The following is a 25,255-nucleotide window of genomic DNA, read 5'->3' on the forward strand; positions in this document are numbered from 1 at the left end:
CTATGCCTTGCAGGTTTTGCTTGTACCGGTGAAAGCCGGGGTTCATAAAGGGTTACAGACGGCGCCTGCCTGGCGGCGGGCGTTGTGTAGTAATTTTGGCCGGAAGGAGTCTGGCCGTCGTGAGAAGCGGTTTCCAGGGCGGAGCCGGCTTCAGAGGGTAGTCAATTGAACGACATGGCAAAGAACCTGATTCTGTGGCTGATCATCGCGGCGGTACTCGTCACCGTGATGAACAACTTCTCCAGCCCGAGCGAGCCGCAGACGCTCAACTATTCCGACTTCATCCAGCAGGTGAAGGACGGTAAGGTCGAGCGCGTTACCGTCGACGGCTATGTCATCACCGGCAAGCGCCAGGATGGTGACACCTTCAAGACCATCCGCCCGGCGATCCAGGACAACGGCCTGATCGGCGACCTGGTCAACAACAACGTCGTTGTTGAAGGCAAGCAGCCCGAGCAGCAGAGCATCTGGACTCAACTGCTGGTAGCGAGCTTCCCGATCCTGGTGATCATCGCGGTCTTCATGTTCTTCATGCGCCAGATGCAGGGCGGCGGCGGCGGACGCGGCGGCCCGATGAGCTTTGGTAAGAGCAAGGCCCGCCTGCTGTCGGAAGATCAAGTGAAGACCACCTTCGCCGACGTCGCCGGTTGCGACGAGGCCAAGGAAGAAGTTAGCGAATTGGTGGAGTTCCTCCGCGATCCGGGCAAGTTCCAGCGCCTGGGCGGTCGTATCCCGCGCGGCGTGCTGATGGTCGGCCCGCCCGGTACCGGTAAGACCCTGCTCGCCAAGGCGATCGCCGGCGAAGCCAAGGTACCGTTCTTCACCATTTCCGGTTCTGACTTCGTGGAAATGTTCGTCGGCGTGGGCGCCTCGCGCGTTCGCGACATGTTCGACCAGGCCAAGAAGCACGCACCCTGCATCATCTTCATCGACGAGATCGACGCCGTTGGCCGCCATCGTGGTGCCGGCCTGGGCGGCGGTCATGACGAGCGCGAACAGACCCTCAACCAGTTGCTGGTGGAGATGGACGGCTTCGAGATGAATGACGGCATCATCGTCATCGCCGCGACCAACCGTCCGGACGTGCTCGACCCCGCGCTGCTGCGCCCGGGCCGTTTTGACCGCCAGGTGGTCGTCGGTCTGCCGGATATCCGTGGTCGCGAACAGATTCTGAAAGTGCACATGCGCAAGGTTCCGCTGGGCGACAACGTCGATCCGGCCGTGATCGCGCGCGGTACCCCGGGCTTCTCCGGTGCCGACCTGGCCAATCTGGTCAACGAGGCCTCGCTGTTCGCCGCTCGTTCCAACAAGCGCATCGTCGACATGCGTGAGTTCGAACTGGCCAAGGACAAGATCATGATGGGCGCCGAGCGCAAGACCATGGTCATGTCCGAGAAGGAGAAGAAGAACACCGCGTTCCACGAAGCCGGCCACGCCATTGTTGGTCGTCTGGTTCCGGAGCACGACCCGGTCTATAAGGTTTCCATCATTCCGCGCGGTCGCGCTCTGGGCGTGACCATGTTCCTGCCGGAAGAGGACCGCTACAGCCTGTCCAAGCGCGCCCTGGAAAGCCAGATCTGCTCGCTGTTCGGTGGCCGAATCGCCGAAGAGATGACCTTGGGCTTCGAAGGTGTGACCACCGGCGCTTCCAACGACATCATGCGTGCTACCCAGCTGGCGCGGAATATGGTGACCAAGTGGGGCCTGTCGGAGAAGCTCGGTCCGCTGATGTATGCGGAAGAGGAGGGCGAGGTCTTCCTCGGCCGCAGCGCTGGTGGCCAGCACTCGAATATCTCGGGTGAGACCGCCAAGCTGATCGACCAGGAAGTGCGTCGCATCATCGACGACTGCTACGGCACCGCCAAGCGTCTGCTGGAAGAGAATCGCGACAAGCTCGACATGATGGCTGACGCGCTGATGAAGTACGAAACCATCGATGCCGACCAGATCGACGACATCATGGCTGGCCGTACCCCGCGCGAACCGCGTGACTGGCAGGGCGGCAATTCCGGCTCTTCTGGTAACGCCGCCTCGCCGCGCGATGAAGGTCGCCAGGAAAACCCGATTGGCGGGCCCGCCGGCGAACACTGAGAGTGCTGAATGAGTTCGTTGTACCACTCGACCCGGTTGCCTTGCGGCAACCGGGTTCTTGATTTAAGCCGCCCGCACGTCATGGGCATCCTCAACGTAACTCCCGATTCCTTCTCCGATGGCGGGCGCTTCAACAGGCACGATGCTGCGTTGCGTCATGCGGCGGAGATGGTCGCGGCCGGCGCCACGCTGATCGATATCGGCGGCGAGTCAACGCGTCCGGGGGCTCGCGTGGTTTCGCCCACCGAGGAGCTGGAGCGTGTCGCTCCGGTGGTCGAGGCCATCGCCCGCGAGCTGGATGTGGTGATTTCTGTAGATACTTCCACTCCGGCCGTGATGCGTGAGACGGCCCGTCTTGGTGCGGGGCTGATCAACGATGTGCGCTCCCTGCAGCGCGACGGTGCCTTGGATGCTGCTGTCGATACCGGGCTCCCGGTGTGCCTGATGCACATGCGCGGTGAGCCGGGAAATATGCAGGACGACCCGCGTTACCCCGATATTCTTCAGGAAGTCCGTAGCTTCCTTGAGGGACGCATTGCGCTGTGCGAATCCGTGGGTATTGCCCGCGAGCGGATCGTCATCGACCCTGGCTTCGGTTTTGCCAAGACCCAAAGCCATAACCTGAATCTATTCCGGCAGATGGAGAGGTTGATGGATATGGGGTGCCCGCTGCTGGTCGGTGTCTCGCGCAAGAGCATGGTCGGGCGCGCGCTCGGCCGTGAGGTGGGCGAGCGTCTCTATGGCAGTCTGGCGCTGGCCGCCCTTGCAGTCACCAAGGGAGCCAGCATTATCCGTGTCCACGATGTCGCCGAGACCGTGGATGTGGTTCGAATGATTCACGCAGTGGAAAGTGCAACGGAAGAGGGGATGCCCGCATGAGCAGGAAGTATTTCGGTACCGATGGAATTCGCGGGCGCGTAGGCACACCGCCGATCACGCCGGACTTCGTGCTCAAGTTGGGTTGGGCGGTGGGCATGGCCTTCCGTCAGCAGGGCAAATGCCGCGTATTGGTCGGCAAGGACACGCGCATCTCCGGCTACATGTTCGAGTCCGCGCTGGAGGCTGGTCTGTCGGCCGCCGGCGCCGATGTGATGCTGCTGGGCCCTATGCCTACTCCCGGGATTGCCTATCTGACCCGTACCTTCCATGCCGAAGCCGGCATCGTCATCAGTGCCTCGCACAATCCCCATGACGACAACGGCATCAAGTTTTTCTCCGGCCAGGGCACCAAGCTGCCGGATGAGGTCGAGCTGATTATCGAAGAGCTCCTGGATGCGCCGATGACGGTGGTCGAGTCCGCTCGTCTGGGCAAGGTTTCGCGCATCAACGACGCGGCTGGCCGCTACATCGAGTTCTGCAAGAGTAGCGTGCCCTCGAACACCAGTTTCGCCGGCCTGCGTATCGCGCTGGATTGCGCCCATGGCGCGACCTACAAGATCGCTCCCAACGTATTTCGCGAGCTGGGTGCCGAGGTATTCATCATCGGCGCCGAGCCCAATGGCCTGAACATCAACCACAATTGCGGTTCCACCCACATGGGGGCGCTGCAGGACGCTGTTCTGGCTAATCACGCGGATATCGGCATCGCCTTCGACGGCGACGGCGACCGGGTGATGATGGTTGACCATACCGGCACCATCGTCGACGGCGACGAGATTCTCTACCTGATCGCCCGTGACATGCTTGATCGCGGCAAGCTGCATGGCGGCGTGGTCGGGACTCTGATGAGCAACCTGGGACTCGAACTGGCCTTGCAGGAGCTGCACATCCCGTTTGCTCGCGCCAAGGTGGGCGACCGCTACGTGATGTCCGAGCTGCAGTCGCGCAACTGGCAGTTGGGTGGTGAGAACTCCGGTCATGTCGTGTGCTATCAGCACACCACTACGGGCGATGCGATCATCGCTGCGTTGCAGGTTTTGATGGCGCTCAAGACCCGTGGCCAGAACCTGGCCGAGGCGCGCATGGGCATTCGCAAGTGCCCGCAGGTGCTCATCAATGTGCGCTTCGCGGGCGGTGGTGTCGATCCGTTGGAGCATCCGGCGGTGAAGGAGGCCTGCGCCAAGGTGACGGAAGAAATGGCCGGTCGTGGCCGCGTTCTGCTGCGCAAGTCCGGTACCGAACCACTGGTTCGGGTAATGGTCGAGGGTGACGAGGAAGCTCGCGTTCGCGGCTATGCCGAGCAGTTGGCAAAAGTCGTTACAGAGGTATGTGCTTGATTTCTCTTGTCAGTTCCCAAAGCGTCGAGTAATATCTGCGCCCACTTTGCTCAGCGAGGTACAGCATGCGTCGACCCTTAGTGGCCGGTAATTGGAAAATGCACGGTACCCGCTCCAGCGTAACGGAGCTGATCAAAGGCCTGCGTCAACTGGCTCTCCCTACGGGTGTCGATGTGGCGGTGTTCCCGCCCTGTCTGTACATCAATCAGGTCGTTCAAGGCTTGAATGGAAAGGCTGTTGCCGTCGGTGCGCAGAATTGCGCGGTTGAGCCGATGCAGGGCGCCTTGACGGGCGAGGTCGCAGCCAGTCAGCTGGCGGACGCGAACTGCTCCCTGGTGCTGGTTGGTCACTCCGAGCGTCGCCTGATTCTGGGTGAAAGCGATGGTGTGATCAGTCGCAAGTTTGCGGCGGTTCAATCGTGTGGCCTGATTCCGATCCTGTGCGTGGGCGAGACCCGCGAGCAGCGTGAGGCAGGCAAGACGCTTGAGGTTGTCGGGCGCCAGTTGGGCTCGGTGATCGAAGATCTCGGTGTCGGGGCTTTCTCCCGTGCCGTTGTGGCTTACGAGCCGGTGTGGGCGATTGGGACGGGGTTGACCGCTTCTCCCGAGCAGGCCCAGGAAGTACATGCGGCGATTCGCGCGCAGATCTCGGCGGAAAACGCAGAGGTGGCTCGCGGCCTTCGTCTCCTGTACGGCGGTAGTGTCAAGGCCGCCAACGCTGTCGAGCTTTTCGGCATGCCGGATATCGATGGGGGGCTCATTGGTGGAGCCTCCCTGAATGCAGATGAGTTCGGTGCGATCTGTCGCGCCGCAGGAAACTGAAGATGCTGGAAACAGTTGTAATCGTGATTCACCTGCTGATGGCGCTGGGTCTGGTTGTGCTGGTCCTGCTTCAGCAAGGCAAGGGTGCCGACGCGGGTGCGTCGTTTGGTGCTGGCGCTTCGGGTACTGTTTTCGGTAGCCAGGGTTCTGCTACCTTCCTGAGTCGCTTCACCGCTGTGCTGGCTGCAGTTTTTTTTATTACCAGCTTGGGTTTAGCGTATTTTGCTAAAGAAAAAGCTGATATGATTCGTCACGCTGGGCTTCCTGATCCGGCAGTGATGGAGCAGAAGCAGGAACAAGCTCCGGCAGCTAGCGATGTGCCGGGCGCGCAAGGGCAACCTCAAGCCCCTGCAGGCGGTAACGGCGACGTTTCGGCGGCTCCTGAGCAGAAGTAAGCAGGCAAGAGTTTTTGCCGAGGTGGTGGAATTGGTAGACACGCTACCTTGAGGTGGTAGTGGCCATAGGCTGTAGGGGTTCGAGTCCCCTCCTCGGTACCATATTACGAAAAGGCCCGCAGTGCGGGCCTTGTCGTTTCGGTGTTTCGGTTGACCTTGAAGGGGCGCAACCGTATAATTTTGCACCAGCTTTGACGCGGGATGGAGCAGTCTGGTAGCTCGTCGGGCTCATAACCCGAAGGTCGTAGGTTCAAATCCTGCTCCCGCAACCAGTTTGGCAGAGCCCCTTTTCAGGGGCTTTTTGCTAGCTGGACAGTCCGCGCCGCCAGATCAGGGCGGTCCTTAAGGGATGGGCGTTTCGCCCATTTTTTGTTTCTACAGCATACGCGAGGCGATCAGGTGTCGAGCAAGCTAGAACAGTTGCAGGCCTTGTTGGCCCCTGTAGTAGAAGCGCTCGGCTATGAGTGCTGGGGCCTGGAATACATTTCCCAAGGTCGCCATTCCCTGCTCCGGGTTTATATCGATCGTGCCGAAGGCATCCTGGTCGATGACTGCGAAATCGTCAGTCGTCAGATCAGTGGCATCCTCGACGTGGAAGACCCGATCAGTGGCGAGTACACCCTCGAGGTGTCGTCGCCCGGTATGGATCGGCCGCTCTTCACACTCGAGCAGTTCGCCCGTTACGTCGGCGAGCAGGTGAAGATCAAGCTGCGCACGCCCTTCGAAAGGCGTCGCAATTTCCAGGGCATTCTCCGTGGTGTGGAGGAGCAGGATGTGGTGGTCCTGGTGGACGACCATGAATATCTGCTGCCGGTCGACTCGATCGACAAGGCCAACATCATCCCCCGATTTGAGTGAGCCGCCAGAGCGCGGATTCCAATGGATTGAAAGGCGAGGCGTACGATGAGCAAAGAAGTACTGCTGGTTGTTGAGTCGGTATCCAACGAGAAGGGTGTACCGCCTGGCGTGATTTTCGAAGCGCTGGAGCTCGCTCTGGCGACTGCGACCAAAAAGCGTTTCGAGGATGAGGTTGACCTGCGCGTGGAAATCAACCGCGCCAACGGCAACTACGAAACTTTCCGTCGCTGGACCATCGTCGAAGACGAGGACTACTCCAATCCGGCATCGGAACTGACCGTCGAAGACGTGCAGGAAGAGCACCCCGGCATGAAAGCCGGCGAGGTCATCGAAGAGAAGATCGAGTCCATCGAGTTCGGCCGCATCGCCGCACAGACCGCCAAGCAGGTCATCGTGCAGAAGGTTCGCGAAGCCGAGCGCGCCCAGGTGGTCGACGCCTACCGCGAGAAGGTCAACGAGATCATCTCCGGCACCGTCAAGAAGGTCACCCGCGACAACGTGATCGTCGACCTGGGCAACAACGCTGAAGCGCTGCTGGCCCGCGACCAGATCATCCCGCGTGAAACCTTCCGCGTCGGCACCCGCGTGCGTGCCCTGCTGAAGGAAATCCGCAGCGAGAACCGTGGCCCTCAGCTGATCCTGTCGCGTACCGCGCCGGAAATGCTGATCGAGCTGTTCCGCATCGAAGTACCGGAAATCGCCGAGCAACTGATCGACGTGATGGCCGCTGCCCGTGATCCGGGTTCGCGCGCCAAGATCGCCGTTCGCTCCAAGGACAAGCGTATCGATCCGCAGGGCGCCTGCATCGGTATGCGTGGTTCCCGCGTCCAGGCCGTCTCCGGCGAACTGGGCGGTGAGCGTGTGGATATCGTCCTCTGGGACGACAACCCCGCGCAGTTTGTGATCAACGCCATGGCTCCGGCCGAAGTGGCAGCGATCATCGTCGACGAAGATACCCACACCATGGATATCGCCGTCGCCGAGGACAACCTGGCACAGGCTATCGGCCGCAGTGGCCAGAACGTCCGTCTGGCCAGCCAACTCACCGGCTGGACCCTGAACGTGATGACCGAGGCCGATATCCAGGCCAAACAGCAGGCTGAAACTGGCGACATCCTGCAGCGCTTCGTCGACGAGCTGGATGTCGATGAAGAACTCGCCCAGGTTCTGGTTGAAGAAGGTTTCACCACCCTGGAAGAGATTGCCTACGTACCGATGGAAGAGATGCTCAGCATCGACGGCTTCGACGAAGACATCGTCAACGAGCTGCGCTCGCGTGCCAAGGACCGCCTGCTGACCAAAGCCATCGCCACTGAAGAGAAACTCGCCGACGCACAACCTGCCGAAGACCTGCTCAGCCTCGATGGTATGACCAAAGAGCTGGCCGTGGACCTGGCACTGCGTGGCGTAACCACCCGTGAAGATCTTGCCGAGCAATCTATTGACGATCTGCTCGACATCGACGGCATGGACGAAGAGCGTGCCGGCAAGTTGATCATGGCCGCCCGGGCCCATTGGTTCGAGTAAGCATTCGCGGCCTGAGGAGAGAAGTGCATGACGCAAGTCACGGTGAAAGAACTGGCCAAGACGGTCGATACGCCGGTGGAGCGCCTGCTGCAGCAGATGCGCGAAGCGGGTCTGCCCCATAACGATGCCGAGCAGGTAGTGACCGACAGCGAGAAGCAAGCGCTGCTGGCCCACCTGAAAGGCAGCCACGGTGATCGCGCGGATGAGCCGCGCAAGATCACCCTGCAACGCAAGACCACCTCGACCATTCGAGTCGCTGGCAGCAAGACCGTCAGCGTCGAGGTTCGCAAGAAGAAAACCTACGTCAAGCGTGACCCTGAAGAGGTCGAGGCCGAGCGTCAGCGCGAGTTGGAAGAGCAGCGCGCCGCCGAAGAAGCTGTACGTGTGAAGGCCGAGGAAGAGGCTCGCCAGCGCGCCGCTGCAGAAGAGGCTCGCCGTCAGGCCGACGCCGCTCGCCAGACCGCTGGTGTCGCTCCTGCGGCTGCCGCCCCGGCCTCCGCCGAGGCTCCGCGTGCCGCTGCTCCGGCTGCCGCTCCCGCTGCTCCGGCCGCTGCTGCTCCTGCTGCAGACGACCGCAAGAAGGACGAAGTGCGCCGCGCGCCCAAGCGTGACGAAGAAGACGAGCGCCGTGATCGCAAGCATGCCCAGCATCGCCCGTCGATCAAGGAAAAGGAAAAGACCACTGCCCCGCGCGTTGTTCGCAGCGGTGGTGGCGACGACGACGACAGCTTTGGCCGTCGTGGCGGTGGCCGCGGCAAGGGCAAGCTGAAGAAGCGTAACCAGCACGGGTTCCAGAGCCCGACAGGACCGATTGTGCGTGAAGTGAATATCGGCGAAACCATCACCGTGGGCGAGCTCGCTGCCCAGATGTCGGTGAAGGGTGCCGAGGTCGTCAAGTTCATGTTCAAGATGGGCACCCCGGTGACCATCAATCAGGTACTCGACCAGGAAACCGCTCAGCTGATCGCCGAAGAGCTCGGCCACAAGGTCAAGCTGGTCAGCGAGAACGCCCTGGAAGAGCAACTGGCCGAATCCCTGAAGTTCGAAGGCGAAGCCGTCTCCCGCGCGCCGGTCGTGACCGTCATGGGCCACGTCGACCACGGCAAGACCTCGCTGCTCGACTACATTCGTCGTGCGAAGGTTGCAGCTGGCGAAGCCGGCGGCATCACCCAGCACATCGGCGCCTACCACGTGGAAACCGACCGCGGCATGGTCACTTTCCTCGACACCCCTGGCCACGCTGCGTTCACCGCGATGCGTGCCCGTGGTGCCCAGGCGACCGATATTGTCATCCTCGTGGTGGCAGCGGACGACGGCGTAATGCCGCAGACCCAGGAAGCCGTACAGCATGCGAAAGCGGCTGGCGTGCCGATCGTGGTTGCGGTGAACAAGATCGACAAGCCCGACGCCAACCCGGACAACATCAAGAACGGCCTGGCCGCTCTGGATGTGATCCCGGAGGAGTGGGGCGGCGATGCTCCGTACGTTCATGTCTCCGCCAAGCTGGGTACCGGCGTCGACGAGCTGCTCGAAGCCGTACTGCTGCAGGCTGAAGTGCTTGAACTCAAAGCCACTCCTTCGGCCCCGGGCCGTGGCGTGGTGGTCGAGTCGCGTCTGGACAAGGGCCGTGGCCCGGTAGCCACCGTGCTGGTCCAGGACGGCACCCTGCGTCAGGGCGACATGGTCCTGGTCGGCGTCAACTACGGCCGCGTTCGGGCGATGCTCGACGAGAACGGCAAGCCGATCAAGGAAGCGGGTCCGTCCATTCCAGTCGAGATTCTCGGCCTGGACGGTACGCCGGATGCGGGTGACGAAGTCTCGGTGATTACCGACGAGAAGAAAGCTCGCGAAGTCGCTCTGTTCCGCCAAGGCAAGTTCCGCGAGGTGAAACTGGCTCGTGCCCACGCCGGCAAGCTGGAAAACATCTTCGAGAACATGGGCCAGGAAGAGAAGAAGACCCTCAACATCGTCCTCAAGTCCGATGTCCGTGGTTCGCTGGAGGCCCTGCAGGGTTCGCTCAGCGGCCTGGGCAACGACGAAGTGCAGGTTCGCGTGGTCGGTGGCGGCGTCGGTGGTATCACCGAGTCCGATGCCAACCTGGCGCTGGCCTCCAACGCGGTGCTGTTCGGCTTCAACGTCCGTGCTGACGCTGGTGCGCGCAAGATTGTCGAGTCCGAAGGCCTCGACATGCGTTACTACAACGTGATCTACGACATCATTGAAGACGTCAAGAAAGCCCTGACCGGCATGCTCGGCAGCGATGTTCGCGAGAACATCCTGGGTATTGCCGAAGTGCGTGACGTGTTCCGCTCGCCGAAGTTCGGCGCGGTCGCGGGCTGCATGGTCACCGAGGGTCTGGTGCACCGCAACCGTCCGATCCGTGTACTGCGCGACGACGTGGTTATCTTCGAAGGCGAGCTGGAGTCCCTGCGTCGCTTCAAGGATGACGTCTCCGAAGTTCGTGCCGGCATGGAGTGCGGTATTGGCGTGAAGAGCTACAACGACGTCCGCGTCGGCGACAAGATCGAAGTGTTCGAGAAGGTCGAAGTCGCTCGTACTCTGTAAGGGTATTCGAGCGTGAACGCAGCGCCCGGGCCAGCTGAATTGCTGCCCCGGGCGTTTGCCGCTTTCAGACCCGGAGCCTCGCGGCTCGGGTAAGCAGGTTAGAAAAATGGCTAAAGAGTACAGCCGTACCCAGCGTATCGGCGACCAGATGCAGCGCGAACTGGCGCTGCTGATCCAGCGTGAAATCAAGGACCCGCGTCTCGGCCTGGTGACCATCACCGGTGTCGACGTGGCCCGTGACCTGTCCCATGCCAAGGTGTACGTCACCGTGATGGGCCAGGACGACAACGCCGAAGTGGTGAAGCAGAACACCAGCATCCTCAACGATGCTGCCGGCTTCCTGCGTATGCAGCTGGGCAAGGCGATGAAGCTGCGCACCGTGCCGCAACTGCACTTCAGCTACGACGCCAGCATCCGCCGTGGTGCCGAGCTGTCGGCGCTGATCGAACGCGCGGTGGCTGCCGATCGTCGCGGCGGCGATTCCGAGGAGTAACGCGTGGCCCAGGTGAAACGCATTCGCCGTGCAGTCAACGGTGTGCTGATTCTCGACAAGCCGCTGGGCATGAGCTCCAACCAGGCGCTGCAGAAGGTGCGCTGGCTGCTCAATGCCGAGAAGGCCGGCCACACCGGCAGCCTCGACCCGCTGGCGACCGGCGTGCTGCCGCTGTGCTTTGGCGAGGCGACCAAGTTCTCCCAGTACCTGCTCGACGCCGACAAAGCCTACGAGACGATTGCCAAGCTGGGCGTCACTACCACCACCGCTGATGCCGAGGGTGAAGTAGTCGAGCAGCGCGAAGTGACCGCTGGTCGGGAAGCCATCGAGGCCCTGCTGCCTCGCTTCCGTGGCGACATAGAGCAGGTGCCGCCGATGTACTCGGCCCTGAAGAAGGACGGCCAGCCGTTGTACAAGCTGGCCCGTGCGGGAGAGGTAGTGGAGCGCGAGGCGCGTTCTGTTACTATTGCGCGCCTGGAAATGCTCGCGTTCGAGTCGCCCTGTGCGACCCTGGCGGTTTCCTGCAGCAAGGGCACCTACATTCGCACCCTGGTCGAAGATCTCGGCCGCGAACTCGGTTGTGGCGCACACGTCGCCGCCCTGCGCCGGACACAGGCAGGTCCCTTCCAGCTGAACCAGTCGGTCACGCTGGATGAGCTCGAGAAAGTCCATGCCGAGGGTGGCAATGAAGCCCTCGACCGCTTCCTGCTGCCGGTGGATGCCGGCCTGGAGCACTGGCCGCTGCTGCAGTTGTCGGAGCACAGCGCCTATTACTGGCTGCATGGTCAGCCGGTACGCGCCCCCGATATGCCGAAGTTCGGCATGTTGCGGGTGCAGGATCATGAGGGCCGCTTCATCGGTATCGGTGAAGTGGTCGAAGACGGGCGCCTGGCGCCGCGTCGACTGATTCGGTCTTAAGACCGAAACCGAGGGTGGCTGTCAGCAGGCACGGTCACTCCTCTTATTATGAACACAGGGATAAGTCCCTGGCCTGTTACCTCAGAGGAAGCCCCATCATGGCACTGAGCGTCCAAGAAAAAGCCCAGATCGTTAACGAGTACAAGCAAGCTGAAGGCGACACCGGTTCCCCGGAAGTGCAGGTTGCACTGCTGTCCGCCAACATCAACAAGCTGCAGGATCACTTCAAGGCCAACGGCAAAGACCACCACTCCCGTCGTGGCCTGATCCGTATGGTTAACCAGCGTCGTAAGCTGCTGGACTACCTGAAGAGCAAGGACACCTCTCGTTACAGCGCCCTGATCGGTCGCCTGGGCCTGCGTCGCTAAGACGGCAAGCCTGAAGTGGGAAGCTGGGAGTCCGGGGTCGTTGGGCGGTGTATACCGCTCATCGGCTCTGGCTCCCGGCTTTCTCGCTTTTATAGGGAATGAAAACGGGTCCGACTCCCGGCATTTCCACAATTTCCCCCAAGGCAACTAAAGCGAAGGTAGAAAAACCGTGAACCCGGTAACCAAGAAATTCCAGTTCGGTCAGTCGACTGTAACCCTCGAGACTGGCCGCATCGCCCGCCAGGCCACCGGTGCCGTCCTGGTCACCATGGACGACGTCACCGTGCTCTGCACCGTCGTCGGCGCCAAGCAGGCCGACCCAAGCAAGAGCTTCTTCCCGCTCTCCGTGCACTACCAGGAGAAGACCTACGCAGCCGGCCGCATCCCTGGCGGCTTCTTCAAGCGTGAAGGCCGTCCTTCCGAGAAGGAAACCCTGACCTCGCGCCTGATCGACCGTCCGATCCGCCCGCTGTTCCCGGAAGGCTTCATGAACGAAGTGCAGGTTGTCTGCACCGTCGTTTCCACCAACAAGAAGTCCGATCCGGACATCGCTGCCATGATCGGCACCTCCGCCGCCCTGGCGATCTCCGGCATTCCGTTCGCCGGCCCGATCGGCGCTGCCCGCGTTGGCTTCCACCCGGAAATCGGCTACATCCTCAACCCGACCTACGAGCAGCAGCAGAGCTCCAGCCTCGACATGGTCGTGGCCGGCACCTCCGACGCCGTGCTGATGGTTGAATCCGAAGCCGACGAGCTGACCGAAGACCAGATGCTGGGCGCTGTGCTGTTTGCACACGAAGAGTTCCAGTCGGTTATCCGCGCCGTTGCCGAGCTGGCTACCGAAGTCGGCAAGCCGACCTGGAACTGGGCTGCCCCGGTGGAGAACACCGCCCTGGTCAATGCCATCAAGGCCGAGTTCGGTGCCGCTATCTCCGAAGCCTACACCGTCACCGTTAAGCAAGACCGTTATGCCGCCCTGGGCGCCCTGCGTGACGAAGTTGTCGCCAAGTTCGCCGGCGAAGGCGAAGGCCAGTTCTCCGCAGCTGAAGTCAAAGACGTCTTCGGCCTGCTGGAGTACCGCACCGTTCGCGAAAACATCGTCAACGGCAAACCGCGCATCGACGGCCGTGACACCCGCACCGTTCGTCCGCTGCGAATCGAAGTCGGCGTACTGGGCAAGACCCACGGCTCGGCGCTGTTCACCCGTGGCGAAACCCAGGCTCTGGTCGTTGCCACCCTCGGCACCGCCCGTGACGCTCAGCTGCTCGACACCCTCGAAGGCGAGCGCAAAGACCCCTTCATGCTGCACTACAACTTCCCGCCGTTCTCGGTAGGTGAGTGTGGCCGCATGGGTAGCGCGGGCCGTCGTGAAATCGGCCACGGCCGTCTGGCACGTCGCAGCGTTGCTGCCATGCTGCCGACCCAGGACGAGTTCCCCTACACCATCCGCGTCGTTTCCGAGATCACTGAATCCAACGGTTCCAGCTCCATGGCTTCCGTTTGCGGTGCTTCCCTGGCTCTGATGGACGCCGGTGTTCCGGTCAAGGCGCCGGTTGCCGGTATCGCCATGGGTCTGGTGAAGGAAGGCGACAAGTTCGCCATCCTGACCGACATCCTGGGTGACGAAGACCACCTGGGCGACATGGACTTCAAAGTCGCCGGTACCGACAAGGGTGTTACCGCCCTGCAGATGGACATCAAGATCAACGGCATCACCGAAGAGATCATGGAGATCGCCCTGGGCCAGGCCCTGGAAGCTCGCCTGAACATCCTCGGCCAGATGAACCAGATCATCGCCGCCCCGCGCGCCGAGCTGTCGGAAAACGCTCCGACCATGATCCAGATGAAGATCGACACCGACAAGATCCGCGACGTCATCGGCAAGGGCGGCGCCACCATTCGCAGCATCTGCGAAGAGACCAAGGCCTCGATCGACATCGAGGACGATGGCAGCGTGAAGATCTACGGCGAAACCAAGGAAGCTGCCGAGGCCGCCAAGCAGCGCGTTCTGGGCATCACCGCGGAAGCCGAGATCGGCAAGATCTACGTTGGCAAGGTTGAGCGCATCGTGGACTTCGGTGCCTTCGTCAACATCCTGCCGGGCAAGGATGGTCTGGTGCACATCTCGCAGATCAGCGACAAGCGCATCGACAAGGTCACCGACGTTCTGCAGGAAGGCCAGGAAGTCAAAGTCCTGGTTCTCGATGTGGACAACCGTGGCCGCATCAAGCTGTCGATCAAGGATGTAGCCGCTGCTGAAGCCTCCGGCGTGTAAGCAATCGGTGAAATGAAGGAGGGCCCCTTGCGGGCCCTCTTTTTTTGCCTTGAAAATGCGCTATTCGCCGATCTCGCTCCAAGGATGCCCCGAGATGGACAAGCGTTACTGCCACTACCACAGTGCTCAGCCCGCGACGTGGCATTGCCAGCCGTGCGAGCGGCATTACGGCGATTGCTGCATTCCCCTCAACGCCGATGCTCCCGAGTACGCGCCGGCGTGTCCGTTGTGCCGCGGCCACCTGCGCTTCCTTGGAGCAGCCAACACCGCGCAACCTTTCTGGGAGCGCCTGCCGAAGTTCTTCGCCTACGGCTTCCAGACCGGGCCGCTGGCATTCTGCGCCTTGCTGGCACTCGCTTGTGTGTTCATGCCAGCCATGATCGTGCTTTGGGTCGCATTGCTCAGCGTGGCGACCAAGTACCTGCATAGCGTGATCGAAACCGCGAGCTTTGGCGGTCAGGACGCCCCGGGCCTGATTGAAGCCTTCAGCGCCGACAGCCTGCGGACCTTCTTTCAGCAACTGGCGGTCTTCCTGATCGCCCTGGTCCTGCTCTGGCTGGCGGCCGACTTCCACAGCGAGGCCGTTTACTGGGCCGCCAACATCGGCCTCATGCTGGTGCTGCCGGCGAGCATCATCCGCCTGTCCCTGGACAAGAGCCTGGGCTCCGCGCTCAGCCCCAGTGAAGTAGGGCAGGTCATTGCCGCCATGGGCTGGCGTTACCTCATTCTCTGCGTGTTCCTGTTCATCCTCTGGCAATCGCCCACCTATGTCGGCTGGTTGCTCTCCAACGGACTGCCACGCGTGGTAATGGTCCCGATAGTGGCGGGGCTGACCGGTTATTTCTCCGTGGTGATGTGCGCCATGATGGGCTATGCCGTGTTCCAGTATCAGGGCGAGCTGGGCTACGTCTCCGCCGGGGAAGACGCACCAGCCGGCTTTGCCGCGCCGGAATGGCATCGCCGCAAGGCGCTGGCCGAGGCGGAAGTGCGGGTCAAGGAGGGGCAGACCGGCGCCGCCCTGGAGATTCTGGTCGCCGCCCTGCGTGAAGGACGCCAGGACCTCAAGCTGAACGAGCGTTATCACCAACTGCTCTTCGCCTTGAATGAGCGCGCCGAGTGCCTGAACCATCTGCCGCATTATCTTGGCCTGGCCAGCCGGCTCAATCCGCAGTTGGCCGCCAGCGCATTCCTCAATGCCCGACAGTTGCAGGCAGATTACTTACCGGAGGATCCGAGCGTGTGCGAGCGCATTGCCGAGGTCCTGATCGAGCGCCACAAGGCCCGAGAGGGGCTGAGCCTGCTGCGCAACCTGCACAAGCGTTTCCCGGATTACCCCGGCATTCCGCGCGCGTACCTGATGGCGGCACGGGCGTTTTCGGAACGGCTTGGGCAGGTCGAGCCCGCGCAGCAGCTACTGGCCTTCATTCGTCAGCGCTACCCCGCGTTCGAGCAGATGGGGGAGGTGGTACAACTCGAGGCGGTGCTCGCTAAGTTGGGGCGCAACTCTGGCACCTGATCGTGCAACCTGCATGAAGCGCAACGGCAGTTTTTGCAAACTGCAAGCGACAGGCGCTTTTGGCATTTATTCAACTTGTTGATTTATAAGGTTTTTGCTGAATTAGAAAAGCTGGCACAGGGCTTGCGATAGTCCTAGTGCAACTGCTGCCAGGCACGGGCCGCAGTTTTCCAATAATTCAGGAGAAACCGCCATGAAACGTTTCAACAAACTGGCTCTCGCCGCTGCCACTGCAACCGCCCTGAGCTTCTCGTTCGCCAACTCGGTGTTCGCCCAGCCGACGACTCTGGCCGCCAACGAGACAGTCCAGAAAACCGAAGAGGCGGTCTCTGATACCTGGATCACCAGCAAGGTGAAGTCCAGCCTGATCGCTGACAAAGACATCAGCGGCACCAACATCAAAGTCGAGACTAACAAAGGTGTGGTCTCGCTTTCCGGTAACGTCAAGACCGACGCCGAGAAGGAACTGGCGATCAAGACCGCCAAAGGCATCAAGGGCGTGACTGCCGTCTCCGCCGATGGCCTGAAATCGGTCGAGTAAGAACCACAGGCTCTTACCCTATCCAACCTCAAGCAGGAGGATCGCCATGAACACTGACGTCATCAAAGGCAAGTGGAAGCAGCTGTCCGGCACCATGAAGGAAAAGTGGGGCAAGCTGACCGACGACGATGTGCAAGCGGCAGACGGACACGCCGAGTACCTGGTCGGCAAACTGCAGGAACGCTACGGCTGGACCAAAGAGAAAGCGGAAGAGGAAGTCCGCGATTTCAGCAGCCGTCTGTAGATCCCAGGGACAGGGATGGTCCAAGCCCCGCCGGTTCGCCGGCGGGGCTTTTTCATGGGCGAGTCAGGGGGCGAGGTGCTGCTGGTAGATCGTCAGCTGTCGGGTCGGATCGGCTTCCGGGTAGTGCTGACGGAGGAAGCGCGAAAGTTCGCGCACGGCCTGCAGGTCGCCTTTCTGCCCCATCTGCTTTGCCAGTTGCAAGGTCAGGCCGGGCAGCGGTTCGGGAAGTTGGCCCGAGCGCGACAGACGACGCCAGCAGTTCAGCGCCTGGGCGGATTCATTGCGTTGGAGCAGTTTGCGCAATAGGTGCAATTGAATAGCTGGGTGGGCCAGCAGCCCGGCGCCACTAGCGGCACTTTCCTCGGCGAGACGGCGCAGTAGCGCATCGGCTGTCGTGGAGGGTGGCAAGGCGAACAATTGCTTGAGGGTTTCACTCATCAGTGCGCGGTCCTGTCTCCCCTTGGCTACGCCGTAGAGGCGCTCGACCAGCACCGGTTGTCCAGGAAATTGCCGCAGCAGCTCCGGTCCGCGTGCAGCGGCCTGGTCGAGGGCAAAGCGGCCAATCTGTTCGTCCAGCGACGCTAGCGCGCGCTTGAAGGGGGCCTCGGGGTCTTCCTTGCTCAGGTAGGCCTCGTCCACCGGCATGCGCCCCAGCTTGCGGGGTAGCCAGACGGCAAGAAAACCGGAAACCAGGCCGCCGATGTGCGCGTAGTAGTTCACGTGGTCGGCGGCACGAACCAGCCCGAACAGTTCCTTGCCCAGCCACAGTGGCAGGATCCACAGCGCCGGTGCCTTGAGGTAGCCCATCAGGGGCCCGAGCCAGTAGAAGAACTGGATGCGCCGTAGGCCGTAGACGCCGATATACATGCCCATCAGGCCGGAAATGGCGCCTGAGGCACCGATACCCGGCACCCAGGAAGGATCGAGCGCCCACCACAGCAGGCCTGAGCACAGGCCGCTGAACAGGTAGAGGCCCAGATACAGGGCGCGGCCCAGCGCCGCTTCGAGGGTGAAGCCGAAGATGAACAGGAACACCATGTTGCCGGCCAGATGCCAGAAACTGCCGTGGAGGAACATCGAGCCAAACAAGCCCAGCACTGTGAAGCGCTCGGGGATGAAGCCGAAACGCAGGCTGCTGGTCTGATCGCGCGCCGCTTCAGCCCTTAGGCGTGAAGCCTGCCAGGCGGCGTCCTGCTGGAAGGCGGGCATGGCGCGCAGTTCGTGGCCGAACTCCAGGTCCGAGAGCACCAGCCAGGCCAATTGCTGCCGGGGAAGGGCTTCGAGGGCTCGCTGCTGATCGGCTTCCAATCGGTCGCGGCGTTCCAGCGAGGCGCTGAACAACGGCCGCTCATGGCTGAGCAGGTCCTGTTCGAGGTAGATGCGCACGGCTTCTTCGCGCCGGGTGCTGTCGCCACCCTGGTAGCCGAAGTAGATCAGGACGTTGATGACGATCAGCAGCAGCGTGATGACGGGAGGTTTCTTCCAGTCCAGCGGGTGCTCGGCGGGGACGATAACCATGGCGACCGGTCCTTGGCCCGAATGGCGTGAATGCGTGAGTGGCGGCGAGACTAGCACTCGCCACCGCGGCTGTCAGTTGCCGCTGCGCTTGCTCTGGATATCGCTCAGGCGGTTGCCCTCGAAGCGGACGAAATACAGCATGCCGCTCCAGGGACCGTAGATCCATTCTTCCACGGCTACTTCCATCGACTCGCCATAACGCGGGCCGGGTACCTGCTTGTACCCGAGGAAGGAGCGGCTGACAGGCTCGCCGCACCGGCTGAGTACGTCGCTGGTGACATCGCCGGTGCTTATGAGTTTGCTGCTGCAGCGCAGGCTGGCGGCCTGTGCGTCAAGGGCGGTGAAGGTAAGGGGCATTGCAATGGCCGCCAGCAGCAGTGCGAGGGGTGTCTTCAATTGCGTTTGAACTCGATGCTTTTGAGTTTGTTGGCTTCGAAGGTGAGGATGTAGCTGGTGCCATTGCGCGGGCCATAGACCCACTCCTCGACCCGGTACTCGCGGCGATCGTAACCGCCGAGGGTGTAACCGACTTCGTCACGGTGATCCGGCGCGCCGCACTTCTGCTCGACTTCCCAGGCGCGGTCGCCGGCGTTGATCAGGGCGCTTCCGCAACGCATGCTTTCCGCCTGGGCGCCCGCCGCGCAAAGCAGCAGGGCGCAGGACATCCAGGTCAGGGCTTTCATCGACCGACTCCTTATTCGCTATCAAGGTGAAGCTGGGTGGCCACACTGCCACCATTCTCCGCTTCGCCGAAGCTGACGTCGATGAGGTAGATGCGGTCGTCACCCAGGCCACCCTTGGCGACCAGGTAGTCCTTGATCTGGGTTGCGCGCTCCTGACCGAGCTTGCGCAGCAGCAACTGGCTGTCGCTCCAGGAATCGAGCACGGCCTGGCGCATCTTTGCCGAACGCTCGTCCTTGCTCAGGTCCTGCCATTCCGCTGGCGGTTGCTTCTTCAGGCGCGCGCGGTAAACGCCTTCGAGCAGGACCGGCTGCAGGTCTTCCGGCACTTCCAACTGGCTCGCGTCGCTGGGTACCTTGTCGCCGCGGCGCTGCAACATGCTGTAGTAGTTCTTCTGGTATTCCTGCTTCAGGCGCTTGTCGGCCAGTAGCGGGCCATCGCTGGCGGCCGCGGCGACGCCTTCGACTTCCAGCTTCAGCGCCGGACGCTGCTTGAGGGCTTCGGCCAGCTTGTCGAGATTGCCCTGGGCGCTGGTGTCCAACTCGCTGGAGCCGGGGGCGAACACCACGTTGCTCAGGTCCGGCCCGCCACCGCCACTGGCCAGGCCGGCGATAAAGTTGAACGGGGCTTGCACCGCGCGAACGACCAGGTTGCGCAGGGTTTGCCAGACGATGGGCATGACGCTGAACTGCGGGTTGTTCAGGTCGCCTTCCACCGGCAATTGGATGTCGATGTTGCCGTTGGCGTCCTTGAGCAGGGCGATCGCCAGTTTCACCGGCAGGTCCACTGCGTCCGGGCTGTCGACCTTCTCGCCCAGCTGGAGGTGTTCCACCAGCACCTTGTTGTCGGCTTTGAGCTTGCCCTGGGTGATCTGGTAATGCAGATCCAGATTCAGCCGGCCCTTGCGGATGCGGTAGCCGGCGAACTTGCCGGAGTAAGGCGTCAGGGTGGTCAGTTCGACACGCTTGAAGCTGGTGGCGATGTCCAGTTTCTCCAGCGGCGAGAACGGGTTTAGGCTGCCCTTGATGGTGACCGGCGCGTACTTGTCGACCTTGCCTTTCACGTCTACCGAGGCGGGTGCCGGATTGCGGTTGTCGATTGTGCCGATCTCGCCGGCCAGTTGCTGGATGGCCGTGGCGAAGTCCGGGCGCAGGGTCAGGTCGGCGAAGTTGGCCGAACCGTTGTTGATCTTCACGCCACCGATACGGATGCCCAGCGGCTTGCTGTTGCTGCCCGAGGCGCTGCCCTTGCTCGCCGACGACGAGCTGGACTCTGGCTGCGGGATAATCAGCTCGCTGACGTTGGTGCTGCGATCCTCGTTGATGATGAAGCGTGCGTAGGGCTCTTCCAGTGAGACGGTCTGGATCACCAGGCTGTCGCCATGCTTGTAGGCCAGGCCGTCGAGGGTCAGCTTGGTCCATTTGACGAAGTCGCGGCTCTTGAGAGTATCCAGGGTGTGCAACTGGGTGACCTGGGCGCTTCCGGTGACGCTGAAAGCCAGCGGTTCGGTGCTCTTCAGGTCAACGTTCAGGTCGCTGGACAGCAGGCCGCTGCGCAGTTCCAGGCGAATGAACGGGTCGATGTAGGCTTGGGCAACGCGCAGGTCGATGTCGCGGGTCGAAACCTTAAGCTTGGCGCTGACCGGACTGGGGATGACCTGGCCACTGGCTTCGATCTGACCGCGCGGGCCGAGACCGGTCTTGAGCTTGAGCTGCAGTGGCGAGGTCAGGCCGCTGTCGACGTTCTGCAGATCCAGGTCCAGCGGGCCGATTTCCAGGGCCACCGGTTTGCCCGGCGCGCGATCGGCCAGGTGAGCCTTGTAGCCGCGCAGTTGGGTGTCGCGCAAAACCACATGCCATGGCTTCGGCGGCTCGGTCGGTCTGGTCTGCTCGGTTGCCTGTGCAGGCTTGTCAACCGCGACGGGCTTGGCTCCTGGGTTGGTTTCTGGCTGGGACGGTACGGCCGGTTTGGCTGGCTCGGTCTGGGCTGTTGTGGCGGCAGCGCTGGGCTGGGTTTGCGGTTGGTCGGTCGGCGCCTTCTGCTCCTCGCCGGCTGCAGCTACCGCCTCGCTGGCAGGCGCTGGCTTGGGAGCGGCCTGCGCTTGCGGCGAGGGTTCCTCGGGGCGCTTGTAGGGTTTGAAGTTGGCGAAGAGCTTCTGCCAGTCCAGCTGGCCGTCCTTCTCCCGCGCCGCCCAGGCTTCCAGTCCTTGGCTGCGGATCTGGCCGACCACCACTTCCTGCTTGACGAGGTCCAGGGTGGTTTCGGCGACATCCAGGGTGGCAAGCTTGGCCAGTGGTTTGCCTTCGGGGGAACTGAGGTCCAGGTCACGCAGCTTGATGGCGGCCTTGTCCAGCAGGAGTTGCGTCCCCTTCGAAAGATCCAGGTGGTAGTCGGAGGCCGCGCTCAGGATGCCGTTGTTCAGGTTCAGCGGTGCATTGTCTCGCACGTAGGGCCACCAGGCCTTCAGCGGCACGCCGTCGAGGGTGAAGCTGCCCTTGGAAGTGAAGGGCACGATGCTCAAGTCACCCTTCCAGTCGAGCTTGCCGCCGTGGGGGCCGGTGGCGACCAGGGTCATTTCGGCGCCGTCCTCAGGCAGGGTGCTGAGGTTGTGCAGCTCGAAGCCCATTGGGTCGAAGACGAACTCCACTGGCTCGCTGGGGCGGCGGTCGAGGAAATGCAGGCTGCCTTCGGCGAGGCGGATGCGGTCGATGCGCAGGGGGAAGGGATCGCTGGGCTCTTCCTGGGCCGGGGCCGGCGCACTGGGCGGCAGCTTGAACAGTCTGCTCAGGTTCAGCGTGCCGTTCTCGGCGAACAGCAGTTCGGTGTGCGGTGCGTCCAGTTCGACGTCGGCGAGGTGCAGCCTGCGCTTCCACAGGCTGTCGAGTTCGAGGTTGGCGTAAAGGCGCCTGAAGCGCACCTGCTCCTGTCCATCGGCACCCAGATGCAGGCCCCAGAGGGTGAGTTCAAGGCTGAACGGGTTGAACTCGATGCGCTCCAGGCGCGCCGGAACGGTCGAGTAGTGGGCCAGTTGCTGGTTGGCTATCCGCAGTCCAACGCCGGGCAGGATGAGAAAACCCAGCAGGCAATAGAAGAGGGCCAACAGCACTACCGCGCCGAAGGCGCGTTTCAATCCTTTGGGCATGGCGAGAGTCGTTTCCGTCGTGACGTGCTACAGGAGTATGGCACGGCTGTGATTCTTCGATTCGATAGCCGCCTTCGGACGCGGTTTTCAGTGATGTCGGTCAGTCATTCAGGCGATGGGTGCGGGCGAATTCGACCAGGCCCACGAGGCTTTCCAGGTTCAGCTTCTCCAGAATGCGCGTCTTGTAAGTGCTGACAGTCTTCTGACTGAGGAACAGTTCCTCGGCGATGTCCTTGTTGCTCATGCCTCTCACCAGGCTGCGCAGCACGACCAGTTCCCGCGGCGTGAGGCTAGCCACCGGGTCGGTATTCTTGTCGATGCTCAGGGCCTTTTCCGGGAAGCAGCGATAGCCCGAAACCAGCATGCGCGCCGCGTTGAGGATGGCGCTGGTGTCCTTGTTCTTGCTGACGAATCCATGCGCGCCGGCCGCTTCGACCTTGCTGGAGTACAGGCGTTCATCCTGCGAGCTCAATACCAGCAGGCGAATGTTCTCGTCGAAGATATGGATGCGCGCCAGCAGGTCGAGGCCGTCCATGCCGGGCAGGTTGAGATCGAGTATCACCAGATCGGGGCGTTCCTTGCGTACGGCATCCAGCCCGCCGTGGCCATCGGACGCTTCACGGACCACTTCGAACTGCGGATCCTGCTCCAGCAACGAGCGGATCGCCAAACGCATTGCGGGGTGGTCTTCGATCAGCACCACACGCTTCTTCATAACTGACTCCCTGAGTCCGAATAATTGCGCGCATTGATCTTGAAGATAGACCAGTTGTTCAAGCACCTACGGAATATTCCTATGTGTAGGACTGAAAGTATGCGGGGAATCAAGTTGGCGGGGGGTGGCCCTCCCAGCGTGCGCGGAGACTTGCTGGGCAGAGTGAATTCTGCTCAGCAAGCCAGCGGGTGTTACCGCTGCAGAGCCAGCGCCACACCCTGCCCTCCGCCGATACAGAGCGTCGCGAGGCCTTTTTTCGCATCGCGGCGCAGCATCTCGTGTAACAGGGTGACGAGCACGCGGCAGCCCGATGCGCCGATGGGGTGACCAAGGGCAATGGCACCGCCGTTCACATTCACCTTTGCAGCATCCCACCCCAACTCCTTGCCAACCGACAGTGCCTGGGCGGCGAACGCCTCGTTGGCTTCGATCAGGTCCAGGTCGGCAAGCTGCCAGCCGGCTTTCTCCAGGCAGCGGCGGGTGGCCGAGACCGGGCCGATGCCCATGATGGCCGGATCGACACCCGCGTTCGCGTAGGCGGCGATGCGGGCCAATACCGGCAGACCCAGTTCGGCGGCCTTGGCAGTGCTCATCAGCAGGACGGCGGCGGCGCCGTCATTGAGGGTCGAAGCGTTGCCGGCGGTCACGCTGCCGTCCTTCTTGAACGCCGGCTTGAGCTTGGCCAGGGACTCGGCTGTAGTGCCGGCGCGTGGCTGCTCGTCGGTGTCGAAGCGCAGCGGTTCGCCCTTGCGCTGGGGAATCTCGATGGGAGTGATCTCGGCCTTGAAGCGGCCTGCTTCGATGGCCGCGGTCGCCTTTCGCTGGGACTCGGCGGCGAAGGCGTCCTGCTCCTCGCGGCTGATGCCGTACTTCTCCACCAGGTTCTCAGCGGTGATGCCCATGTGATAGTCGTTGAAGGCGTCCCACAGGCCGTCCTGGATCATGCTGTCGATCAGCTTGGCGTGGCCCATGCGCAGGCCGGTGCGGGCGCCGGGCATGAGATAGGGGGCGAGGCTCATGCTTTCCTGGCCACCGGCAATGATGACCTGGGCGTCGCCACAGCGGATCGCCTGGGCGGCCAGGTGCAGTGCCTTGAGGCCGGAGCCGCAGACCTTGTTCACCGTCATCGCCGGTACGCTGTTGGGCAGGCCGGCGGCGATGGAGGCCTGGCGTGCCGGGTTTTGGCCGGCGCCGGCGGTCAGGGTCTGGCCGAGGATCACCTCGTCGACCCGGGCAGGGTCCAGGCCGGTCTGTTGCAGCAGGCTGCGAATGACTGCAGCGCCCAATTCATGGGCCGGCAGTGCGGAAAGCGAACCCTGGAAGCTGCCGATGGCGGTACGGGTGGCAGCGACGATGACGACTTCTTGCATGACACGAATCCTCTGTCGGAAGCGGCGAGGCCGCAGCGAACGGTCATGGTTGCATGCCCGCCGCCGGCTCACCACCCTCCGAACCGGGTGGTCACGCTTCAGCGCAGAGGTGGTAAACCCATGCGGCGGCGTGCGCGGTGCAGCGAGCCATTGCGTACGGCCCAGCGCAGCAATGGCACGCTGCGCCTCACGCTGGAGCGGATCAGCTGCCGTTGCAGGCTGCCCAGGCTGAGACCGAGCTGATCGGTCGCCCAGTCCGGCAGCAGGTCGATGCCGGCACGCATCATCAGCATGCCGAAGGGCTTGGCGAGGAAGCTCGGGGCGGGGGCGTTGAACAGGACACTGACCACCTCGCGGGTGCGTTCGTCGTAGCGAAGCTGCGGTCGCATGCGTTGCAGGTAGGCGGCTACTTCCGCGCGGGAGCGTGGTACATCCCGTGCGCCGAGACGCTCGGCGATGAGGGCTATCTCATCGTAGTAACGATCCTGCTCTTCGCCGGAAAGGTCCGGGTTCAGGTAGCGCAGGTGCGAGGCGAGGAAGCAGCTGACTTCGGCGACGTGCACCCAGGTCAGCAGGTCCGGGTCGCTGGCCGCGTAGGATGTGCCGTCGGGGAGCGTGCCGTGCACGTTGTCATGGATGCGCCGCACACGTTCGATCAGCTTCTCGGCGTCACCGCGCGAGCCGTAGGTGGTGGCGGAGATGAACTGCCCGGTGCGGCGCAGGCGGCCGAGCATGTCGGCGCGGAAGTTGGAATGGTCCCAGACGCCGCCGAGGGCGGCCGGGTGCAGCATCTGCAGGAGCAGGGCGCTGATGCCGCCGATGAGCATCGAGCTGAAGTCACCGTGGACTCTCCAGCTCACGGAGTCCGGCCCGAACAGGCCGGGGTCGCCCTGGGGCGACTCGAAGTCGACCCCGCCCAGGGCGAGGCCGGTCAGGCTGAGTACCTGGCTTTCGATATGACGGCGGACGGTTTCCATTGCGGCGGACAGGCCTCGGGGCAA

The 25,255-nt window shown here is 62.5% G+C and carries 22 protein-coding genes and 2 tRNA genes; 17 read left to right on the top strand and 7 right to left on the bottom strand.

From position 1 onward, the window contains the following. The first annotated feature begins 174 nt into the window (after positions 1-174). The 17 genes from ftsH to IB274_RS25480 all read left to right on the top strand — a co-directional run bounded on the left by ftsH (position 175) and on the right by IB274_RS25480 (position 16,828). Positions 175-2,091, top strand: a complete 1,917-nt coding sequence (gene ftsH, locus IB274_RS25400) for an ATP-dependent zinc metalloprotease FtsH (RefSeq protein WP_045216741.1) — start codon at positions 175-177, stop codon at positions 2,089-2,091. Positions 2,092-2,100: 9 nt separating this feature from the next. Continuing rightward, on the top strand, positions 2,101-2,970 hold the full coding sequence (gene folP, locus IB274_RS25405) for a dihydropteroate synthase (protein WP_192435590.1): 870 nt from the start codon (positions 2,101-2,103) through the stop codon (positions 2,968-2,970). Continuing rightward, a complete protein-coding gene (gene glmM, locus IB274_RS25410; protein ID WP_192435591.1) occupies positions 2,967-4,307 on the top strand; it encodes a phosphoglucosamine mutase in 1,341 nt (446 codons plus the stop codon). The genes folP and glmM overlap by 4 nt, the downstream gene beginning before the upstream one ends. A 65-nt stretch (positions 4,308-4,372) precedes the next feature. Beyond that, positions 4,373-5,128 (top strand): triose-phosphate isomerase, encoded by a 756-nt coding sequence (tpiA, locus tag IB274_RS25415; protein ID WP_192435592.1) that lies wholly within the window; start codon positions 4,373-4,375, stop codon positions 5,126-5,128. A gap of 2 nt (positions 5,129-5,130) precedes the next feature. Next, complete coding sequence (secG, locus tag IB274_RS25420) at positions 5,131-5,523, top strand: preprotein translocase subunit SecG (RefSeq protein ID WP_192435593.1); 393 nt, start codon at positions 5,131-5,133, stop codon at positions 5,521-5,523. 16 nt (positions 5,524-5,539) lie between these two features. Next, positions 5,540-5,625: transfer RNA gene (locus IB274_RS25425), tRNA-Leu, on the top strand. Positions 5,626-5,718: 93 nt separating this feature from the next. Next, positions 5,719-5,795 (top strand) — tRNA-Met (locus IB274_RS25430). A 127-nt stretch (positions 5,796-5,922) separates the two neighbouring features. Beyond that, a complete protein-coding gene (gene rimP, locus IB274_RS25435) occupies positions 5,923-6,381 on the top strand; it encodes a ribosome maturation factor RimP (protein ID WP_045216751.1) in 459 nt (152 codons plus the stop codon). Between the two features lie 45 nt (positions 6,382-6,426). Then, the gene (nusA, locus tag IB274_RS25440) at positions 6,427-7,908 is read left to right on the top strand and encodes a transcription termination factor NusA (protein WP_017518943.1); all 1,482 of its coding nucleotides are present in this window, start codon (positions 6,427-6,429) and stop codon (positions 7,906-7,908) included. A 27-nt stretch (positions 7,909-7,935) separates the two neighbouring features. Then, on the top strand, positions 7,936-10,473 hold the full coding sequence (infB, locus tag IB274_RS25445) for a translation initiation factor IF-2 (RefSeq protein ID WP_192435594.1): 2,538 nt from the start codon (positions 7,936-7,938) through the stop codon (positions 10,471-10,473). Between the two features lie 106 nt (positions 10,474-10,579). Then, the gene (gene rbfA / locus IB274_RS25450) at positions 10,580-10,966 is read left to right on the top strand and encodes a 30S ribosome-binding factor RbfA (RefSeq protein WP_045216758.1); all 387 of its coding nucleotides are present in this window, start codon (positions 10,580-10,582) and stop codon (positions 10,964-10,966) included. A 3-nt stretch (positions 10,967-10,969) separates the two neighbouring features. Beyond that, entirely contained in the window at positions 10,970-11,884 is a 915-nt protein-coding gene (truB, locus tag IB274_RS25455; protein WP_192435595.1) for a tRNA pseudouridine(55) synthase TruB, read from the top strand. A 98-nt stretch (positions 11,885-11,982) separates the two neighbouring features. After that, positions 11,983-12,252, top strand: a complete 270-nt coding sequence (gene rpsO / locus IB274_RS25460; RefSeq protein WP_017518939.1) for a 30S ribosomal protein S15 — start codon at positions 11,983-11,985, stop codon at positions 12,250-12,252. Positions 12,253-12,421: 169 nt separating this feature from the next. Continuing rightward, positions 12,422-14,527, top strand: a complete 2,106-nt coding sequence (gene pnp / locus IB274_RS25465; RefSeq protein ID WP_192435596.1) for a polyribonucleotide nucleotidyltransferase — start codon at positions 12,422-12,424, stop codon at positions 14,525-14,527. Positions 14,528-14,621: 94 nt separating this feature from the next. Next, positions 14,622-16,043, top strand: a complete 1,422-nt coding sequence (locus tag IB274_RS25470) for a DUF4013 domain-containing protein (protein ID WP_192435597.1) — start codon at positions 14,622-14,624, stop codon at positions 16,041-16,043. Between the two features lie 193 nt (positions 16,044-16,236). Continuing rightward, on the top strand, positions 16,237-16,584 hold the full coding sequence (locus IB274_RS25475) for a BON domain-containing protein (protein ID WP_192435598.1): 348 nt from the start codon (positions 16,237-16,239) through the stop codon (positions 16,582-16,584). 46 nt (positions 16,585-16,630) lie between these two features. Further along, positions 16,631-16,828: a CsbD family protein gene (locus IB274_RS25480; RefSeq protein WP_081520707.1), complete on the top strand. Its 198-nt coding sequence runs from the start codon at positions 16,631-16,633 to the stop codon at positions 16,826-16,828. A gap of 63 nt (positions 16,829-16,891) precedes the next feature. Here IB274_RS25480 and IB274_RS25485 read toward each other — a convergent pair whose 3' ends face one another. The 7 genes from IB274_RS25485 to IB274_RS25515 form a co-directional block, all read right to left on the bottom strand. Beyond that, positions 16,892-18,346, bottom strand: a complete 1,455-nt coding sequence (locus IB274_RS25485) for a rhomboid family intramembrane serine protease (RefSeq protein WP_192435599.1) — start codon at positions 18,344-18,346, stop codon at positions 16,892-16,894. Positions 18,347-18,418: 72 nt separating this feature from the next. After that, positions 18,419-18,703, bottom strand: a complete 285-nt coding sequence (locus IB274_RS25490; RefSeq protein ID WP_192435636.1) for a DUF2845 domain-containing protein — start codon at positions 18,701-18,703, stop codon at positions 18,419-18,421. A 35-nt stretch (positions 18,704-18,738) separates the two neighbouring features. After that, on the bottom strand, positions 18,739-19,029 hold the full coding sequence (locus IB274_RS25495; protein WP_139791700.1) for a DUF2845 domain-containing protein: 291 nt from the start codon (positions 19,027-19,029) through the stop codon (positions 18,739-18,741). A gap of 11 nt (positions 19,030-19,040) precedes the next feature. Beyond that, positions 19,041-22,169, bottom strand: a complete 3,129-nt coding sequence (locus IB274_RS25500; RefSeq protein WP_192435600.1) for a DUF748 domain-containing protein — start codon at positions 22,167-22,169, stop codon at positions 19,041-19,043. 100 nt (positions 22,170-22,269) lie between these two features. After that, positions 22,270-22,884 carry a response regulator transcription factor gene (locus IB274_RS25505; RefSeq protein WP_192435601.1) on the bottom strand — a complete coding sequence of 205 codons (615 nt, stop codon included), beginning with the start codon at positions 22,882-22,884 and terminating at the stop codon, positions 22,270-22,272. A 191-nt stretch (positions 22,885-23,075) separates the two neighbouring features. Next, entirely contained in the window at positions 23,076-24,254 is a 1,179-nt protein-coding gene (locus IB274_RS25510; protein ID WP_192435602.1) for an acetyl-CoA C-acetyltransferase, read from the bottom strand. 98 nt (positions 24,255-24,352) lie between these two features. Further along, positions 24,353-25,231, bottom strand: coding sequence for an oxygenase MpaB family protein (locus IB274_RS25515; protein ID WP_192435603.1), 879 nt, complete (start codon positions 25,229-25,231; stop codon positions 24,353-24,355). Positions 25,232-25,255: the final 24 nt, after the last annotated feature.

The sequence above is a fragment of the Pseudomonas sp. PDM18 genome (genome assembly GCF_014852585.1).
GTDB lineage: Bacteria > Pseudomonadota > Gammaproteobacteria > Pseudomonadales > Pseudomonadaceae > Pseudomonas.

What these genes read in the sequence shown, in the direction of transcription:
- IB274_RS25480 (WP_081520707.1), top strand. Translation starts at nt 16,631, where the DNA reads ATGAACACTGACGTCATCAAAGGCAAGTGGAAGCAGCTGTCCGGCACC.
- nusA (WP_017518943.1), top strand. Translation starts at nt 6,427, where the DNA reads ATGAGCAAAGAAGTACTGCTGGTTGTTGAGTCGGTATCCAACGAGAAG.
- tpiA (WP_192435592.1), top strand. Translation starts at nt 4,373, where the DNA reads ATGCGTCGACCCTTAGTGGCCGGTAATTGGAAAATGCACGGTACCCGC.
- IB274_RS25470 (WP_192435597.1), top strand. Translation starts at nt 14,622, where the DNA reads ATGGACAAGCGTTACTGCCACTACCACAGTGCTCAGCCCGCGACGTGG.
- IB274_RS25490 (WP_192435636.1), bottom strand. Translation starts at nt 18,703, where the DNA reads ATGCCCCTTACCTTCACCGCCCTTGACGCACAGGCCGCCAGCCTGCGC.
- ftsH (WP_045216741.1), top strand. Translation starts at nt 175, where the DNA reads ATGGCAAAGAACCTGATTCTGTGGCTGATCATCGCGGCGGTACTCGTC.
- IB274_RS25500 (WP_192435600.1), bottom strand. Translation starts at nt 22,169, where the DNA reads ATGCCCAAAGGATTGAAACGCGCCTTCGGCGCGGTAGTGCTGTTGGCC.
- secG (WP_192435593.1), top strand. Translation starts at nt 5,131, where the DNA reads ATGCTGGAAACAGTTGTAATCGTGATTCACCTGCTGATGGCGCTGGGT.
- folP (WP_192435590.1), top strand. Translation starts at nt 2,101, where the DNA reads ATGAGTTCGTTGTACCACTCGACCCGGTTGCCTTGCGGCAACCGGGTT.
- IB274_RS25495 (WP_139791700.1), bottom strand. Translation starts at nt 19,029, where the DNA reads ATGAAAGCCCTGACCTGGATGTCCTGCGCCCTGCTGCTTTGCGCGGCG.
- infB (WP_192435594.1), top strand. Translation starts at nt 7,936, where the DNA reads ATGACGCAAGTCACGGTGAAAGAACTGGCCAAGACGGTCGATACGCCG.
- IB274_RS25515 (WP_192435603.1), bottom strand. Translation starts at nt 25,231, where the DNA reads ATGGAAACCGTCCGCCGTCATATCGAAAGCCAGGTACTCAGCCTGACC.
- IB274_RS25485 (WP_192435599.1), bottom strand. Translation starts at nt 18,346, where the DNA reads ATGGTTATCGTCCCCGCCGAGCACCCGCTGGACTGGAAGAAACCTCCC.
- IB274_RS25475 (WP_192435598.1), top strand. Translation starts at nt 16,237, where the DNA reads ATGAAACGTTTCAACAAACTGGCTCTCGCCGCTGCCACTGCAACCGCC.
- rpsO (WP_017518939.1), top strand. Translation starts at nt 11,983, where the DNA reads ATGGCACTGAGCGTCCAAGAAAAAGCCCAGATCGTTAACGAGTACAAG.
- IB274_RS25510 (WP_192435602.1), bottom strand. Translation starts at nt 24,254, where the DNA reads ATGCAAGAAGTCGTCATCGTCGCTGCCACCCGTACCGCCATCGGCAGC.
- glmM (WP_192435591.1), top strand. Translation starts at nt 2,967, where the DNA reads ATGAGCAGGAAGTATTTCGGTACCGATGGAATTCGCGGGCGCGTAGGC.
- IB274_RS25505 (WP_192435601.1), bottom strand. Translation starts at nt 22,884, where the DNA reads ATGAAGAAGCGTGTGGTGCTGATCGAAGACCACCCCGCAATGCGTTTG.
- rbfA (WP_045216758.1), top strand. Translation starts at nt 10,580, where the DNA reads ATGGCTAAAGAGTACAGCCGTACCCAGCGTATCGGCGACCAGATGCAG.